General features: G+C 59.6%; 18 protein-coding genes. 11 read left to right on the top strand and 7 right to left on the bottom strand.

The window, feature by feature from the left end; translation table 11 throughout:
- Positions 1 to 24: 24 nt before the first annotated feature.
- Both add and asnA read right to left on the bottom strand, forming a co-directional pair.
- The gene (add, locus tag G113_RS07280; RefSeq protein ID WP_005897722.1) at positions 25 to 1,026 is read right to left on the bottom strand and encodes an adenosine deaminase; all 1,002 of its coding nucleotides are present in this window, start codon (positions 1,024 to 1,026) and stop codon (positions 25 to 27) included.
- A gap of 520 nt (positions 1,027 to 1,546) precedes the next feature.
- A complete protein-coding gene (gene asnA / locus G113_RS07275) occupies positions 1,547 to 2,545 on the bottom strand; it encodes an aspartate--ammonia ligase (protein WP_005897720.1) in 999 nt (332 codons plus the stop codon).
- 155 nt (positions 2,546 to 2,700) lie between these two features.
- Between asnA and asnC the strand changes: the two genes are divergently transcribed.
- Positions 2,701 to 3,162 carry a transcriptional regulator AsnC gene (gene asnC, locus G113_RS07270; protein WP_005897718.1) on the top strand — a complete coding sequence of 154 codons (462 nt, stop codon included), beginning with the start codon at positions 2,701 to 2,703 and terminating at the stop codon, positions 3,160 to 3,162.
- A 39-nt stretch (positions 3,163 to 3,201) separates the two neighbouring features.
- Here asnC and G113_RS07265 read toward each other — a convergent pair whose 3' ends face one another.
- Both G113_RS07265 and G113_RS07260 read right to left on the bottom strand, forming a co-directional pair.
- On the bottom strand, positions 3,202 to 3,966 hold the full coding sequence (locus tag G113_RS07265; RefSeq protein WP_005897716.1) for a substrate-binding periplasmic protein: 765 nt from the start codon (positions 3,964 to 3,966) through the stop codon (positions 3,202 to 3,204).
- A gap of 101 nt (positions 3,967 to 4,067) precedes the next feature.
- Complete coding sequence (locus tag G113_RS07260; protein ID WP_005897715.1) at positions 4,068 to 4,472, bottom strand: CBS domain-containing protein; 405 nt, start codon at positions 4,470 to 4,472, stop codon at positions 4,068 to 4,070.
- Between the two features lie 179 nt (positions 4,473 to 4,651).
- On the opposite strand from G113_RS07260, the gene G113_RS07255 reads away from it, so the two are divergent.
- Positions 4,652 to 5,356 carry an SDR family oxidoreductase gene (locus G113_RS07255; protein ID WP_005897712.1) on the top strand — a complete coding sequence of 235 codons (705 nt, stop codon included), beginning with the start codon at positions 4,652 to 4,654 and terminating at the stop codon, positions 5,354 to 5,356.
- Here the strand turns inward: G113_RS07255 and G113_RS07250 are convergent.
- On the bottom strand, positions 5,282 to 5,812 hold the full coding sequence (locus G113_RS07250; RefSeq protein ID WP_005897711.1) for a 2-amino-4-hydroxy-6-hydroxymethyldihydropteridine diphosphokinase: 531 nt from the start codon (positions 5,810 to 5,812) through the stop codon (positions 5,282 to 5,284). The two genes, G113_RS07255 and G113_RS07250, sit on opposite strands and share 75 nt — an antisense overlap.
- A 127-nt stretch (positions 5,813 to 5,939) precedes the next feature.
- Between G113_RS07250 and cydH the strand changes: the two genes are divergently transcribed.
- From cydH to G113_RS07235, 4 genes are all read left to right on the top strand, one after another.
- Entirely contained in the window at positions 5,940 to 6,032 is a 93-nt protein-coding gene (gene cydH / locus G113_RS20985) for a cytochrome bd-I oxidase subunit CydH (RefSeq protein ID WP_152435978.1), read from the top strand.
- A 97-nt stretch (positions 6,033 to 6,129) separates the two neighbouring features.
- Positions 6,130 to 7,530, top strand: a complete 1,401-nt coding sequence (locus G113_RS07245) for a sensor histidine kinase (RefSeq protein WP_040318997.1) — start codon at positions 6,130 to 6,132, stop codon at positions 7,528 to 7,530.
- 5 nt (positions 7,531 to 7,535) lie between these two features.
- Complete coding sequence (locus G113_RS07240) at positions 7,536 to 8,054, top strand: hypothetical protein (RefSeq protein ID WP_005897707.1); 519 nt, start codon at positions 7,536 to 7,538, stop codon at positions 8,052 to 8,054.
- Positions 8,051 to 9,331, top strand: coding sequence for a sigma 54-interacting transcriptional regulator (locus tag G113_RS07235; protein WP_005897705.1), 1,281 nt, complete (start codon positions 8,051 to 8,053; stop codon positions 9,329 to 9,331). Before G113_RS07240 ends, G113_RS07235 begins: the two co-directional genes overlap by 4 nt.
- A 103-nt stretch (positions 9,332 to 9,434) precedes the next feature.
- Here the strand turns inward: G113_RS07235 and G113_RS07230 are convergent, their stop codons facing one another.
- Positions 9,435 to 9,920 (bottom strand): DUF1097 domain-containing protein, encoded by a 486-nt coding sequence (locus G113_RS07230; protein ID WP_005897702.1) that lies wholly within the window; start codon positions 9,918 to 9,920, stop codon positions 9,435 to 9,437.
- A gap of 400 nt (positions 9,921 to 10,320) precedes the next feature.
- Here G113_RS07230 and msrP point away from each other — a divergent pair, with 400 nt between their 5' ends.
- Positions 10,321 to 11,331 carry a protein-methionine-sulfoxide reductase catalytic subunit MsrP gene (gene msrP, locus G113_RS07220; RefSeq protein WP_005897697.1) on the top strand — a complete coding sequence of 337 codons (1,011 nt, stop codon included), beginning with the start codon at positions 10,321 to 10,323 and terminating at the stop codon, positions 11,329 to 11,331.
- Between the two features lie 58 nt (positions 11,332 to 11,389).
- Positions 11,390 to 12,052, top strand: a complete 663-nt coding sequence (locus tag G113_RS07215; protein ID WP_005897695.1) for a protein-methionine-sulfoxide reductase heme-binding subunit MsrQ — start codon at positions 11,390 to 11,392, stop codon at positions 12,050 to 12,052.
- A gap of 45 nt (positions 12,053 to 12,097) precedes the next feature.
- On the opposite strand, the gene G113_RS07210 is transcribed toward G113_RS07215, so the two are convergent.
- Positions 12,098 to 12,358: a PepSY domain-containing protein gene (locus G113_RS07210; RefSeq protein ID WP_005897694.1), complete on the bottom strand. Its 261-nt coding sequence runs from the start codon at positions 12,356 to 12,358 to the stop codon at positions 12,098 to 12,100.
- A 63-nt stretch (positions 12,359 to 12,421) separates the two neighbouring features.
- On the opposite strand from G113_RS07210, the gene G113_RS07205 reads away from it, so the two are divergent.
- Genes G113_RS07205 through G113_RS07195 form a run of 3 tightly spaced genes read left to right on the top strand, consistent with a single transcriptional unit; the run spans position 12,422 to position 14,837 of the window.
- The gene (locus G113_RS07205; RefSeq protein ID WP_005897692.1) at positions 12,422 to 12,748 is read left to right on the top strand and encodes a PepSY domain-containing protein; all 327 of its coding nucleotides are present in this window, start codon (positions 12,422 to 12,424) and stop codon (positions 12,746 to 12,748) included.
- A gap of 27 nt (positions 12,749 to 12,775) precedes the next feature.
- Positions 12,776 to 13,432, top strand: coding sequence for a response regulator transcription factor (locus G113_RS07200; RefSeq protein ID WP_005897690.1), 657 nt, complete (start codon positions 12,776 to 12,778; stop codon positions 13,430 to 13,432).
- Positions 13,433 to 13,487: 55 nt separating this feature from the next.
- On the top strand, positions 13,488 to 14,837 hold the full coding sequence (locus tag G113_RS07195; protein WP_005897688.1) for a sensor histidine kinase: 1,350 nt from the start codon (positions 13,488 to 13,490) through the stop codon (positions 14,835 to 14,837).
- Positions 14,838 to 14,937: the final 100 nt, after the last annotated feature.

The following is a 14,937-nucleotide window of genomic DNA, read 5'->3' as shown; positions in this document are numbered from 1 at the left end:
ATATCGAGCCGCAGGCTTGCTGGCTCAGCGGGCGACAGCGCTGGCAGCCAGTTCGGCCTTCTCCTGCTTGCTCAGGAAGGCAAGCTTGAGGCCATTTTCCTGGGCGGTGCGTATCTGACTGGTGGTGAGACCTGCCGCCGGGGCGGCCACCTCGTATTCGTGGCGCAACTCTATGCCTTCCACCGCCGGATCGTCGGTATTGAGGCAGGCGAGCACACCATGGTCCAGGAATTGATGGATAGGGTGACTCTGCAGGCTCTCGACCGTGCTGGTTTGCAGATTGGAGGTGAGGCAGGACTCGATGCCGATGCCATGCTCGACCAGATAGTCCATCAACTGGGGATCCTGCACCGCTTTGACCCCGTGGCCGATGCGAGTCGCACCAAGATCGCGGATTGCCTGCCACATGCTCTGGGGCCCCGCCGCCTCGCCGGCATGGACTGTGACGTGCAGGCCGGCATTGTGTACCCGGCGAAAATGTTCGGTGAACAGCTCGCCTGGGAAGCCCAGCTCGTCACCGGCCAGATCGATGGCGACCAGCTGGTTGCTGTGCGCCAGACAGGCTTCCAATTCGCGGCGGCACTGTTCGGTGCCAAAGGTTCGACTCATGATACCGATGAGCTTGGCTTTGACGCCAAAGTCGCGGCAGCCCGCCTGGACGCCGTCTATCACCGCCTCGACCACCCCTTGCGGATCCAGCTTGTGGGCCATGGCCATGTAAGCGGGGCTGAAGCGCAGTTCGGCGTAGTCGATACCTGCGTGCAGCAGGTCTTCGGCATTTTCGTAAGCGACCCGGCGACAGGCGTCATAATCTGCCAGCACGGCCACGCCCCAATCTAGCTTCTTCAGAAACGCGACCAGGCTGGGTTCGTTTTCGACTATCTGCACATGGGGGCGCAGCGCCTCCAGCTCAAAGGCGGGCAGAGCGATGTTGTGCTGACGGCCGAGCTCGAGGATGGTCTGGGCCCGGATGTTGCCGTCCAGGTGACGATGGAGGTCGGTCAGGGGGAGGGATCTGTCAATCATGAGGGGTGCCTTCTTCGAGCCGATGATAGAGAAGCTAGTCATTCTAGGCAGGGATGACAAAAAAGATACCCTGTTTGAAATCAAAGAGGGTCGAATTGCCGCCGGGGTGGCGAGGGCGTGATGGTAAGCGTTTTTCTGGCAAGTGGGGCGGTGCCGGTAAATCGCCAGTTTTCTGGCTGCCAGTGAGGCAAGCGGCAGGCATCTTGCCAGCGGCACCGGAAGCATCATTCACAGCCTTTCGATGTGTCGCCAAGAGCCAGTGTGGAGAGAGAAGAAAAACCCGGCCATCAGGGCCGGGGTTACTGTATGACAGTGAAAATCATCTGAGGAATGTAGTGATGCGACCTGAGGTGGGTTGAGCGGGTCGCAGGGGTTAACCCCGGTTCGGCGTGGTTTACCAGCGCCTTACAGCATGTCCGACATGCGCTCTTTCATCTCGGACTGCCACACACCGACTCGCATCTGACCGACATACGGTTGTTATTGCTGCATGTTAGCCAGATGCGAGGCAGCCATCTTCTTACAGCATGCCGGGGATGCTCTCTCTCATCTCGGACGACCAGACGCCGACTTGTACCTGACCAATGTGCTCTTTTTGCAGGAGCAGCATGGCAAGGCGTGATTGTCCGATCCCGCCGCCTATGGTCTGTGGCATGCGATCCGCCAGCAGATCCTGGTGCCACGCATAGCGCAGGCGATCTTCATCCCCTGTGATGGCGAGCTGGCGGCGCAGCGCCTCTGAGTCCACCCGGATCCCCATGGAGGAGATCTCGAAGCTGTCTTCCAGTACCGGGTTCCACACCAGGATGTCGCCGTTCAGTCCGGCAAGTCCCTGACCGAGACAGTTTTCGCTACTCCAGTCGTCATAGTCCGGGGCGCGTACATCATGGCGCTCCCCGTGGGAAAGTGCGCCGCCTATGCCCATCAGGAAGACGGCTCCCAGCTCCTTGGCGATGGCGCGCTCACGCCCCTTGGCATCCAGATCCGGATAGCGGGCCAGCAGCTCTTCGCTGTGCAGGAACTGGATTTCGCTCGGCAGGAAGGGGGTCAGTGCGTGTTCGGCGCAGACCGCACGCTCTGTGGCCTTGATGGCGGCCCAGATGCCGCGTACCGTTTCCTGCAAGTAAGCGAGATCCCGGCGCTCGCTGGGCATCACCTTCTCCCAGTCCCACTGATCCACATAGACGGAGTGGATGGGGCTGAGCCTGTCTTCGTCCGGGCGCAGGGCTTTCATGTGGGTGTAGATGCCTTCACCCGGCCCGAAGCTGAAGCGCCCCAGGGTCTGACGCTTCCATTTGGCGAGGGAGTGCACCACCTCATAGCTGTGCCCGGGTAGTGTCTTTACCTTGACCTGCACCGCATTCTCACAGCCGGAGAGGTTGTCCTGGGTGCCATCGCCGACCCGGCTCAGTATGGGGGCCTGCACCTCCATCAGGCCCAGTTGCTGGGCAAGCTGGCGGGAGAACATCTCTTTGACAAAGCTGATCTGCTGTTGGCTGCGAATGTAGTGCTGCTTCATTGTGGTTTCCTGTCTCTAACTGCCTCGATGTATAGCGATTCTTCAACAGAAGCAACCATTGATTCAATATTCGTTAATGAAAATACCATTTATCCATTTTTATCATCAAAATAAGTGCTAGTTTAATGAGATATCGACAATGAGAGAGCAAAAAAGTGCCAGAAAATTATCGGATCGATAATCTCGATCAAGCCATCCTCACCGCCCTGATGGAGAATGCCCGCATTCCCTACGCCGAGCTGGCCAAGCAGCTTGTCGTCAGCCCCGGCACCATACATGTGCGGGTAGAGAAGATGAAACAGGCGGGGATCATCGAGGGTACCCGGGTGCAGGTCAATGCCAAGCGGCTCGGCTATGACGTCTGCTGTTTCATCGGCATCAATCTCAAGAGTGCCAAGGACTATCCCTCGGCCCTGGCCAGATTGCAGGCCCTGGATGAGGTGGTTGAAGCCTATTACACCACCGGCAACTACAGCATTTTCATCAAGGTGATGACCCGTTCCATCGATGAGTTGCAGACGGTACTGATCCACAAGATCCAGACCATAGACGAGATCCAGTCCACTGAGACGCTCATTTCGCTGCAAAACCCGATCCTGCGAGATGTGAAGCCTTGAGTGGCGCACCAAGGGGCGGGCTGATGTAGCGGCTAATGCTCAGGGCTCGAGATAGGGAATGCCGTACTTGGCGAACAGTGCCTGGAGTCTGCCATCCTGCTTCATGTGCAGCAGTTCGGCATCATAGGCGGCCATCAGGGCCGGGGTCTGTCCATCGGCCCGTGCTTTGCACCAGACATGGTAGTAGGGGCTGCTCTTGAGTGGCTGAGGCAGGTAGTCGAGCTTCTCTTCCAGATGCTCTTCCCTCATCTGGCCGAAGGCGGTGACCAGTGACATGGGCACCAGATCGATCCGGCCGGCAACCAGTTTGCGCAACTGCAGCTGGTTGAGAGGGATCTCCTGAAAGCGGTAGCCAGGATCCTGCTCGGCCGCGCTGAGTTCGGGGGTATAGGCATAATCCTTGGTGATACCAATGCGCCAGGGTTTGAGATCGCTCAAGGCCTGATAGTGGATGCGCGCCTTATCCTGTTTGCGCACGAAGAAGTGCCAGCTGTGGCGGATGTGGGCCTGCTTGGGGTAGAGCAGATAGCTGTCTCGCTCCGCTTTGTAGGAGAGGCTCATCAAGAGATCATACTCACCCATCTTGGCGTTGCGGGTGAGCCGGGCCCCTGAATCGGTCAGCTCGATGCGAATGGGCACCTTGAGGGTGGTGAAGATCTCGGTCAGCAGCTCGACATCCATGCCAGCCGGTGTTTGCCGTTCATCCAGATATTTGAGCGGTGGCTCCAGCATGCCGCCAATGATCAGCGTCTTGGCGGGCAGGGTGAACGACAGTAGTAGGCATAACAGAGGCAAGGTCCGCAATCTGCTTCTCCAGAAGCCATCTATGGCGGTGTATTGACCGCGGTTGTCCAACAGAAGATCGACCGTCCCTGGTCAATCCTGACATCAGGGATTCTCCCTGCCTAGGTTTGCTGGCAGCCCTTGAGCTGCTGGTTGAGGGCCTGCATCACCTGACGGCGACTGATGATGCCGATCACCTTGCCCTGTTCAACCACAGGATAAATGCGTGGCTTGGCTCCCGTCATCTGGCGGGCGAGATCCAGGATGCTCTCATCCGGTCCTATAGACAGTGGCGTCTTGCTCATCATGTCCTGTACTTGAGTGCGGGTATCGCAATGGTAAGTGCCCGTCAACAGGCTGGGGATACAGTCCTGCTCGGACAAGAAACCAACCAGTTGCTGCTTGTCATCCAGCACCGGCAGGCCGCTCAGTCCCGAGGCGTGCAGACTGTCGAGGGCTGCGGCCAACCCTTGTTGTGGTTTCAGGGAATGGCTCAGGCGGCTCAGGTGATCGCGTACTTGTAACATATTGATTGCTCCACGGTTCTGGTTGGCTTCACTATGAGTGTGTCGCCACGATGACGCCAATGGGTGGTGTCGCAAGGATTGATAGACAATACCATTGGCGATGAATGCAATATGCGATCGGTTGGGCAATTTTTTGACAAGCTCGACACAAGTCTGGCCTGTGTATGGGGGGAGAGATTATGCGTGCCTTGGTGACTGGCGTGGGCCGACGACTCGGCTTTTATCTGTGTGAACAGCTGGTGGCCGCCGGCTGGCAGGTGACGGGACAATATCGCTCGACACGCCCCGAGCTGGAGAGATTACGTTCGCTCGGGGTCGAGCTGATCCAGGCCGATTTCACCCGGCCCAATGAGGTGGCTGCTCTGGCTGCCGGGCTGGTGGATTGCCCGGATCTGGGACTCATCATCCACAACGCCTCGGCGTTCGAGCCGTTGGCCGAAGACGTTGCCGCTCGGCTGGCCCAGTTCGATCGCTTCTATCAGGTGCACATGGCGGCGCCTTTCGCGCTCAATCAGGCGCTGGCGCCCCGCTTGGCCGGCAACGACAACGCCAGCATCATCCAGATCACCGATATCTACATTCATGCGCCACCCCCACAGTTTGCCAGCTATGTGGCGACCAAGGCGGGGGCTCACTCTCTGGCCATGAGCCTGGCCCGGGAGCTGGCGCCAGCGGTGCGGGTCAATACCATAGAGCCAGGCCCCATACTTTTTCTCGATGAACATGATGAGGTCTGGCGCGAGCAGGTGCTGGCCAAGACACCTCTGGCACGGGAAGGCGGGCTGGAGCCTATCTGGCAGGCGGTGCAACTACTGCTGAGCAACACCTATATGACGGGGGCGAGCATCAAGGTGGATGGTGGCCGCTCCCTGGCCCGTCTCTGACTCCTGACTGAGGTAGACGGGGCTCTGACCCAGGCGCAGACCCCAGGGGGTGAGCGCTACTTTTTGCACATTCACAGCCTGCTCGCCGTAGAGTTCCGCCAGCAGATCCTGGAGATAGGCATCGACTTCTGCAGTGTGGAAGTCGTCATCTTCACGCACCGCCAGTATGTCGATGTCCAGGGGCCTGTCATGCACTTTGCACAAGGGATCGTTGCGATCCCTGCCATGGGCCTGCTCCATGGCAACAAACTCCGTCTTCAGGCTCTGGGGAGTGGCGTCGCTCTCGATCACGAACAGGCAATTGAGGAAGTCATGGCATGAATGCATGCCCACGGGTTTGGTCTGGATCACCGAACTCAGCTGCAGGCGCCGAAAGCGTGCCAGCAGTTCACCGAGCGCTTGGCCGACATGGTGATCAGGCTCGAGATTGGATCCTATGCTACACAGATAGAACATGCCGCTATTCCTTGCGTTAGGGCTCATCTGAAAGGGTTACTTGGCTCACGTTAATCTCCTTAACTATGCATTAACATCGGCCAAGTATGTTGTGATCGGGCTCTGATTGAGCAACTAAGGAGGGATTATGAGTATAGAAATGAAGTGGGCTTTGCTGACGGCGGCCGGTGCTCTGGCCATGGTGTTTGTCATCAGCACTATCGCTATCGTGTCCGCCTGAGCGGGTCAGAGACTGTCAAACCGGCCACTGGGCCGGTTTTGTTTTTTGCGCGACTGCGGATATGCTTGCCGACCCAATGCTGAGCTGAGAGTACAAGATGACACGGGTAAGACCGCGCTCACTGTTACAAGTCGTCCTGATGGGCTTTGTGCTGGTGCTGATGCCCCTTGGCGGCATGATCTGGCATGACAGCCGCGCCCTCGAGCATCTGAGCCAGCTCACCAGCGAGGAGATGGAGCGGGCGGTCCGCGATACCCGGCGTGCTACCTTGCTCAGCAACCTGGCGGTCGATCTCGAGCGCACCCTGCGCCGCTATGCCGTGCTGGGAGATAACCGCATTCTTGCCAGCTATCAGCAGCAACTGACCCACTACCGTGAGCTGCTTGCCGAACATCAAACATCTATCCCCAATGCCCCTGTCTATGGTCAGCTGGGAGATCTGCTCGGCTGGCTAGACAGTCTGCAGGATCTGACCCGGGCCAAGGTCGAGTCGACCAGCATTCGCTTCGAAGAGCTCGATCTGGCCAGCACTGAGCTGGAGATGGCGACCCGCAGCCAGGTGGATGAGCACCTGCTCAAGGTGCGGCTCGTCATCGATGAACTGATGAAGGAGATCTGGTGGGTCAGCGGCCTGGTTGCCGTATTGAGTCTTTTGTTGATCCTGCTGTTCACTTATCTGATCATTCACCCCGTACGTCAGATAGAGTCGCGCATTCTCAGCCTGGGTGCTGGCATAGAGCCGGATCAGAAGCCGGTGGACGGCCCGGCCGAGCTGGTGCTGCTGGGGGAGCGCATCCTCTGGTTGCACGACAAGTTGAAGGAGCTTGAGCAGCAGAAATATCAGTTCCTGCGCCATGTTTCCCACGAACTCAAGACGCCGCTGGCGGTGCTGCGGGAGGGGGCGGACCTGCTCTCGGAACAGCTGGTGGGGCCGCTCAACCCGGATCAGCAGGAGATCTGCCTGATGCTGGAGCAGAACAGCCGCCGCCTGCAGACCCTGATCGAGCGACTGCTCGACTTTAACCGTTTGAGTCAGCAAGAGGAGTTTGAGCGGGTGCCGGTGGCGCTCAGGCCGCTGCTGACGGAGCTGTGTGCCGAGTACCGACTCGCGATCGAGTCGAAAGAGGTCAAGGTTCATCTGCCCGAGACAGATCTTGTCTTGCAGACTGATCCCTACCGGTTGCGGCTGATCGTCGATAATCTTTTCTCCAACGCGGTCAGCTATGGTGCCCAAGGGGGCCAGATCTGGATCCGCTATGGCCAAGGCGAACAAGAGAGCTGGCTGGAGGTGGCCAATGAGGGCCACACCATTCCTCAGGACGAGCGTGAACGCATTTTCGAACCCTTCGAGCAGGGCAGCATCGCTCGGCAGGGATTGTTGAAAGGGTCTGGCATGGGGCTATCCATCGCCCGTGAGTCTGCCATCAGCCTCGGCGGCGAGCTGAGCCTGGTGGACGATGCCCAGGCCCCTGTCTGTTTCCGGTTGACGTTGAAGTGATACCTATGATCAAACCACTGATTTTCCCCGCCTTTCTGGCGACTATTTTGACAGGCTGCGGCCTGATACCGCACCAGGAACCCTCTTCGGTGACTGACGTTGAGTTGGCGCAGCGGATGGAATTTGCCAATAAAGAGATGCAGGTGCGCCTGCAGTATTCTGACTGGCTATTGGCCAGTCAGCCCCAGCAACGGGAACAAGAGCGCGATCGTTTGAAGGGCCAACCCGACCTGGAGAGCCGGGTCAGCCTGGCCATGGTCAACAGCCACCCGGCCGAATCAGTGGCGAGCCGTCGTGGCGGGCTCGATGCCCTCAAGGCGTTGCAACCCGAACTTGGCCTGGATGCCCAGGCGTTCCTGCGCAGTTGGATAGCCCTGGGGGAGCAACTGCTGGAACGGGACGGCCGCCGCGATGACCAGAGTCAGGAAGTGCAGCGGCTCAAGCGCCAGATAGAGCAGTTATCCGCCATCGATGAACAGCTCAACAGACGCAAGTATCAAGAGACGGGCGGGACCCGGCCATGAGCCGTATCCTGCTGGTTGATGATGACATCAGCCTGCTCAAACTGATGAGTATGCGGTTGCGCAGCCAGGGCTATGAGGTGGATACCGCCGATAGCGCCGAGGCGGCTCTCAACCGGCTGCGCCAGCAACGGGCCGATCTGGTGCTGAGCGATCTGCGCATGGGGGGAATGGACGGTCTGGCGCTGTTCGAGAAGATCCAGGCCCAGTGGCTCGGCATGCCCGTTATCATCATGACGGCACACGGCACCATCCCCGATGCCATCCAGGCGACCCGCTCCGGCGTTTTCAGTTTCCTCACCAAGCCCATCGACAAGGATGAGCTGCTGAGCACGATCGAACACGCATTGAGTCTGACCAGACCCAAGCAGAAGCGGGAGTGGCAATCCCAGATCCTGACCCGCAATCCGCAGATGGAGCAGATCCTGATCCAGGCCAGCACCATTGCCACCATGGAGGTGCCCGTCCTGATCCTGGGCCCCTCAGGTTCCGGCAAAGGGTTGATGGCGAAAACCCTGCACCAGGCCAGCGCCAGGCGCGATCAGCCGCTCTATATCATCAACTGTGCGGCGCTTTCCTGGGAGGCGCTGGATCAGGAGTTGTTCGGGGAGGATGGCCGTAGCGGCATATTCGCCCAGGCCAAGGGAGCGACCCTGTTTCTCGACGAGATAGGCAATCTGTCGGCCTCGCTGCAGGCCAAATTGCTGCAAGTGTTGCAGGAGTACGGCCAGGGAGCGGCTGAGGTGCGGGTATTGAGTGCCAGCCATCAGGATCTGGTGGCGGCCATGGATGAGGGGCGGTTTCGGGAAGATCTCTTTTATCGCCTCAATGTGGCCAATATCACCTTGCCTCCCCTGTGCGCCCGCAGCGAAGACATCCCCCTGCTGGCCCGCCAGGCTCTGGATGGTTACAAGGCCCGCCACTCCGACTGTCTGGCGATGGGGTTCTCCCCCGAGGCGCTGGCCATGCTGGCGAGTGCGGCCTGGCCCGGCAACGTGCGTCAGCTCTCCAGTTTGGTGGAGCAGCTGGCGAGTCTGTGCAGCAGCCCGGTGATCGGTGTTGTCATGGTGGAGTCTGCCTTGAGCGGCAGCAGTGGCGGTATCCCCTCCTTCAACGAGGCGCGCGCCGAGTTCGAGAGGGAGTACCTGATCCGTCTGCTACGTACCACAGAGGGCAACGTCACCCTGGCCGCCAACATGGCGGGTCGCAACCGTACCGATTTTTACAAACTGCTCAATCGCCACGCCATAGAGGCGGCCAATTTCAAACCCAAGAGCTAGCGAGGCAAGGGGCCTTGACCCCCAGTGGCGCGGCTCAATTGGCGGTGTTGAGCCGCGGGCAGAACCATTGGCCGAAGGGCTATTCAGCCAGCGGAGCATGGGATCAGGTTGAAGAGCTTATCTTGGCGCCAGCCTTTGCCACGGGGCGGCTGCGGGCCGAGAGCCAGAGGCCGCTCGCCTTCATCAGGTAACCAAAGAGGGCGCCGATGACGAGAGAGGGCAGGATCAGCCGCCACTCCCCCGCCGCACCAAAAGCGGCGCAGCAGCCTGCAAAAGTACCGGGAATATAAGAGAGCCAGTGCTGCTTGGCTTGCATGCACATCAGGGTGGCGACGACCCCTGTCATCAGATAGCCCGCCATGCCGGCGCCCCACCACGACTCCCCATGGATCAACAACAGGCCCCACAACATGCCGCTGGCATTGCAGAGCAGGGTCTGGCCCAGGGACCGCAGGCCTCCCTGGGAGGCAAAGTAGCTGGTACAGCCGAGAAAACCGACCCAGGATATCAAGCCCAGGGCCACGGCTAGCCAGCCCCAAAGAGCAGATAGGATGCCGGTGGTAAGGGCAATGGCGATCAGTGGAGACATGGCGACAGACCCCTGTATGAGTGGAAAGGGCGGGAGGATACCCCTGCGCAAAGACGCGGCAAGTTGGTGCTAAAGGCGATGTGATCGCCATCACATTATGTGGGGCGGGAATACGCTTGCGCTCGCGAAAAGTGCACTGGCCCCCCTCGGGGAACGGCACCATAGTGATGGGCCCGGTCGCATCGAGGGAGTGCGCATCATGTCGCCCAGCATAGCATCCAGGTTCCCCTGCTGATTTTCATCATGCTGTTTCTGGTTGGCGCCCTGTGCAGGGCGTAGCCCTATGAGCAATAGAGCCGCGACCTGTTCCTCCAAATGGCATTTTTTTGGCTGAAGATGAAATGGATCCTGATCCGGTGCGGTCTTATCGTTAACACCATATTCTGTGCGGGAGCCTTCCATGCTGATCAAGTCCTCTTCTTCCCATCACCCGACCGAGAGTGACCTCACCCCCGAAGCCGTTTACCAGGACAGGCGCCTGATCCTCAAGGGGCTGGGTTTGGGCGCCGCGGGGCTGGGAGCCAGTCTGGCGTTCCCGGCTCAGGCCAGTTTGCTCGATCTCTTCAAGGAGAAGACGCCTGCGGTGGCGGAAGGTAAGCCTCTCAACGTGACGCCGGCGGCGCGCCCAGAGGGTCTGGTATTGACGCCCTATGACAAGGCGACCACGCACAACAACTTCTATGAGCTGGGGACTGACAAGGGGGATCCTGCTCGCAATGCCCACTATCTCAAGCCGGAGCCCTGGACGCTCAAGGTCGGTGGTGAGGTAGATAAGCCTTTCACCCTGGATGTCTGGGACATGATCAACAAGGGGCCTCTTGAGGAGCGTATCTACCGGCTGCGCTGTGTCGAGGCCTGGTCCATGGTGCTGCCCTGGACCGGCATCTCTTTGGCCGACCTCATCAAGCAGGCAGCCCCCAACAGCCGCGCCAAGTTTGTTGCATTCGAGACTCTTTATGATCCCCAGCAGTTGCCGGGACAGGGCTCTTCGTTGGGGGGCGGCATAGATTATCCCTATGTGGAGGGGCTGCGCATCGATGAAGCCATGCACCCGCTCGCCTTCCTGGCGGTCGGTCTCTATGGCAAGACGCTGCCGGGTCAGAATGGCGCCCCCATTCGGCTGGTGGTGCCCTGGAAGTACGGCTTCAAGAGCATCAAGAGCATCGTCTCCATCAAGCTGGTGGAGGAGATGCCGCCGACTACCTGGAACCTGCTGGCCTCCAACGAATATGGCTTCTATGCCAACGTCAATCCTCAGGTCGATCACCCGCGCTGGAGTCAGGCCAGCGAACGTTTCATCGGTGAGGGCGGCATCTTCGGGGCCAAGCGGCAGCCGACGCTGATGTTCAACGGCTATGGGGAGGAGGTGGCCAACCTCTATCAGGGCATGGATCTGCGCAAATGGTACTGAGCCTCATGCCCTCAAAGGCCTGCGGGCCAGGTTCTTTCAATGATGGAGGCTCATCCCTATGACCTTGAGGATCACCAATACCCAGGCAAACCGGCTGCGCTGGCTGGTACACATTATCGCGTTTGCCTTCCTGCTCTGGCTCGGTTATGCCGTACCCGCAGGCCTGCTCGGTGGCGATCCTGTGCAGGGGCTGACCCATTATCTTGGCAAGGGTGCCCTGCATCTGCTGCTGCTGACCCTGCTGGTGTCACCTTTGGCCAAGCGCTTCCGGCTGGGGCAGCTGATGGGGCTGCGCCGTCCCCTCGGCCTCTGGTGCTTCACTTGGGCGCTGTTGCATTTCATGGTCTGGTTGGGACTGGATCTTCAGTTCGACTGGCGACTGATAGGGGGCGAGCTGGTCAAGCGCAGTTACATAGTGGTGGGGGCCATCGCCCTGCTGCTGTTGCTGGCGCTCAGCATCAGCTCCATCCCGCGACTGCTGCGCGCCATGGGGCCTGGTTGGCAGAAGTTGCACAACTGGATTTATGCGGTGGCTCTGCTGGTGCCCGTGCATTACTGGTGGTCGGTCAAGAGTGGCTGGGTCGAGCCCGCCATCTATCTCTTGGTGGCGCTGACACTGCTTTGGCCGAGACGAGATAAGCTGCTTAAACCCTGGCGGGCTCGCCGGGGCCCTGACGGCCGCGCAAAGGCGCGAGACAAGTTGAATGCAAAAGAGGCCTGATGGCCTCTTTTTTATGGTGCCACTTTCGCTTGTGGCGCCCGGTTGCTACTCCCGCTCCTGGCTGAGCAGTTTGCCGCTATGGGCATCCACGACCAGATGTACCCGGTGTTGCTCCTTGTCCAGGGTATCGACCTCAAAACGGTCTGCATTGAGCTCCACTTCCCGGATATCGTGATACCCTTGCGCCACTAGCAGCCGTATGAGTTCGGCCATCTCGAGCCGTGTTTGCGCCGCCCCCGCCCAGAGCGGAGACAGGCTGGCCAGCAGGCCGCAGATAGGCAGAAAAGTGCGCGGGATCATATTCATTCCGGATTCATGGCTGGCAGACTATAACCGCAATTATGTTAGGTTTCTGGAGATGAATCACCCATGAATAGAGCCCTGGGTCTGTTTGCCCTGTTGCTGCCTCTGCTTGCCCATGGTGAGCCGAGTGAGGCACAGCTGCAGCAGGCGGTCAGCGAGGGACGGGTGAAACCCTTCCATGAAGTGATGGCCGTCGCGGCCCACTTGCCGGGGCGGGTATTGCGGGTCGATTTGACCGAGCAGGAGGGAGTCTGGCTCTACGAACTCAAGTTGATCGACCACGAAAATAGCGTCATCAAGGTCGGTTATCGCGCCGATAATCTGGAAATGGTGTGGCTCAAGGGCCATCATCTCGAACATCTCTTTATTCCACCGGCCCCAGAAGCCGAGTGATCTTGCCCTCTTTTATTGGACCCATTGATGCGCATTCTGATCGTTGAAGATGAAAAGACCCTGGCCAACCAATTGGCCGAGCAACTGCGACAGTCCGGCTTTGTGACCGACCTTTGCCACGATGGCAACGAGGCGGGCTTTCTTGGGGAAACTGAGCCCTATGACGCCATCATTCTGGATCTCGGTCTGCCGGGCCGTGATGGGCTGAGCATCCTCAAGGAGTGGCGCAGCAAGGAGGTGGTGACCCCGGTGCTGGTGCTGACCGCCCGCGGCCAGCTCCATGAGAAGATAGAAGGACTCAACGCCGGGGCCGATGACTACCTCACCAAGCCATTCCAGGTCGCCGAGCTGGTGGCCCGGGTGCATGCCCTGGTGCGCCGCGCCGCAGGCAATGCCAGTTCCATCCTGGAGATCGGTGGCGTGCGGCTGGACATGGCCGCTTCCCAAGTCTGGTATGAGGGCACGCCCATCAAGCTGACGGCCCATGAGTTCCGGGTGCTCGGTTACTTGATGCAACATAAGGGCAAGGTGGTATCGCGCAGCGAACTGATCGATCACATCTATGCCCAGGACTTTGACCGCGACTCCAATACGGTCGAGGTCTTTATCGGCCGCATCCGCAAGAAGACTCATGCCGACTTGATTGAAACGGTGCGCGGACTCGGTTACCGGATCAACGAATGATGCCTGTGCAGGCACGGCCTTCATGGCTGAGTTCCTTCACCGGAAGGGGGAGGGCATGAGACTGGTACGTACTCTGCGAGGCAGGCTGGTGGTCATCGCCCTCATCTGGTGCGGGCTTTTCCTCTCTGCTACCGGCTTTAGCCTGCAGACCATGATGCGCAACTACTGGCAGGAAGCCGAAGCCGACAGCCTGAGGTTGCAACTCTACGATCTGCTGGGGAGGATTGAGGTGCAGCAAGGTGGCCTGCCTGCCGTCACCGAACCCATGGCGGATCCCCGCTACCGGCAGCCCTATTCGGGCTATTACTGGCAGTTGGAGCTGGGGGAGCAGATCGTCAGTCGTTCCCGCTCCCTTTGGGATGCCAACCTCAAGAGCCACCATCTCAAGTCTGCATTTGGCGATCCGGACCTCTTTCTCGGCAAGGGCCCCAATCAGGAGCCACTGCTGATCATGACCCGCAACGTGCTGCTGCCGGGCTCCGACAAGGTATTTACCCTGGTGATGGCCAAGGACAGCACAGCGTTGACCCAGACGCTGCATAAGACCCGAATAGGCCTCTTTCTCGGCCTGGGATTTGCCGCTGCCGGTTTGCTGCTCGGTTTTGCCTTCCAGATAGTTTATGGTTTGCGCCCGCTGCACTTGCTGCGCCGTGAGCTGGTGCGGGTGCATCAGGGTCATCAGGAGGGATTCAGGCAGCGTTATCCCCTGGAGATCCAGCCCCTGGTCGAAGACATCAACCGCTTGCTGCACCACTATGGCGAGCTGCTGCAGCGAGCCAGGGCCCATACTGGCAACCTGGCCCACGCCCTCAAGACGCCGCTCAGCATCATGCGCAACCAGCTTGCCCAGTTGCCTGCGGAAGAGCAGGCGGGCATTCAGGAGCAACTTGACCAGATCCAGCGCCATATCGACTATCACCTCGGCAAGGCGCGGGTGACCGGGGCTTCCAAGGTGCTGGGGGTCTCTACCCCGGTGCGTGCCCGGGTGGAATATATCTGCCGTGCCTTCTCTCGCCTCTACCCGGGGCGCACCCTAGATTTGCAGGTGCCTGCCAATTTGGCGGTGGGAGTAGAAGAGCAGGATTTCGATGAGATGGTCGGCAACCTGCTGGAGAACGCCTACAAGTGGTCGGCGGGGCAGTTGCGGGTTTCCAGCGCCGAGCTGGGAGGCTGGATCAGCCTGCGCATCGAGGACGATGGTCCCGGCATGACAGAGGATCAGATAACCCGCGCCGTGCTGCGCGGGGTGCGGCTGGACGAGAAGGTGCCCGGCTCCGGGCTCGGCCTCAATATAGTGTCCGACCTGGCAGAGGCCTATCGTGGCAGCCTCATCATGGGGCGTGCCGAGCTGGGAGGCCTGGCGGCCTCCCTCTCACTGCCCAAGGTGGCGCGAGTAGATGGCTAGCCGCGCCGCCATCTAGCACTTCACGGGTTTATCCCCATTATCCATGCCCGATACGGACCCTGCTCGGTGGCGAGAGGGGCGGGTCGGGCTTACTATGTGG

This window comes from Aeromonas molluscorum 848 (genome assembly GCF_000388115.1).
Lineage (GTDB): Bacteria > Pseudomonadota > Gammaproteobacteria > Enterobacterales > Aeromonadaceae > Aeromonas > Aeromonas molluscorum.
Note: the sequence above shows the minus strand (reverse complement) of the source record. Positions and strands in the feature narration are given on the sequence as shown.

Bases quoted from the DNA above. Each gene is read 5' to 3' on its own strand.
- add (WP_005897722.1), bottom strand. From the start codon at position 1,026: ATGATTGACAGATCCCTCCCCCTGACCGACCTCCATCGTCACCTGGAC.
- asnA (WP_005897720.1), bottom strand. From the start codon at position 2,545: ATGAAGCAGCACTACATTCGCAGCCAACAGCAGATCAGCTTTGTCAAA.
- G113_RS07260 (WP_005897715.1), bottom strand. From the start codon at position 4,472: ATGTTACAAGTACGCGATCACCTGAGCCGCCTGAGCCATTCCCTGAAA.
- G113_RS07255 (WP_005897712.1), top strand. From the start codon at position 4,652: ATGCGTGCCTTGGTGACTGGCGTGGGCCGACGACTCGGCTTTTATCTG.
- G113_RS07250 (WP_005897711.1), bottom strand. From the start codon at position 5,812: ATGTTCTATCTGTGTAGCATAGGATCCAATCTCGAGCCTGATCACCAT.
- cydH (WP_152435978.1), top strand. From the start codon at position 5,940: ATGAGTATAGAAATGAAGTGGGCTTTGCTGACGGCGGCCGGTGCTCTG.
- G113_RS07245 (WP_040318997.1), top strand. From the start codon at position 6,130: ATGACACGGGTAAGACCGCGCTCACTGTTACAAGTCGTCCTGATGGGC.
- G113_RS07240 (WP_005897707.1), top strand. From the start codon at position 7,536: ATGATCAAACCACTGATTTTCCCCGCCTTTCTGGCGACTATTTTGACA.
- G113_RS07235 (WP_005897705.1), top strand. From the start codon at position 8,051: ATGAGCCGTATCCTGCTGGTTGATGATGACATCAGCCTGCTCAAACTG.
- G113_RS07230 (WP_005897702.1), bottom strand. From the start codon at position 9,920: ATGTCTCCACTGATCGCCATTGCCCTTACCACCGGCATCCTATCTGCT.
- msrP (WP_005897697.1), top strand. From the start codon at position 10,321: ATGCTGATCAAGTCCTCTTCTTCCCATCACCCGACCGAGAGTGACCTC.
- G113_RS07215 (WP_005897695.1), top strand. From the start codon at position 11,390: ATGACCTTGAGGATCACCAATACCCAGGCAAACCGGCTGCGCTGGCTG.
- G113_RS07210 (WP_005897694.1), bottom strand. From the start codon at position 12,358: ATGAATATGATCCCGCGCACTTTTCTGCCTATCTGCGGCCTGCTGGCC.
- G113_RS07205 (WP_005897692.1), top strand. From the start codon at position 12,422: ATGAATAGAGCCCTGGGTCTGTTTGCCCTGTTGCTGCCTCTGCTTGCC.
- G113_RS07200 (WP_005897690.1), top strand. From the start codon at position 12,776: ATGCGCATTCTGATCGTTGAAGATGAAAAGACCCTGGCCAACCAATTG.
- G113_RS07195 (WP_005897688.1), top strand. From the start codon at position 13,488: ATGAGACTGGTACGTACTCTGCGAGGCAGGCTGGTGGTCATCGCCCTC.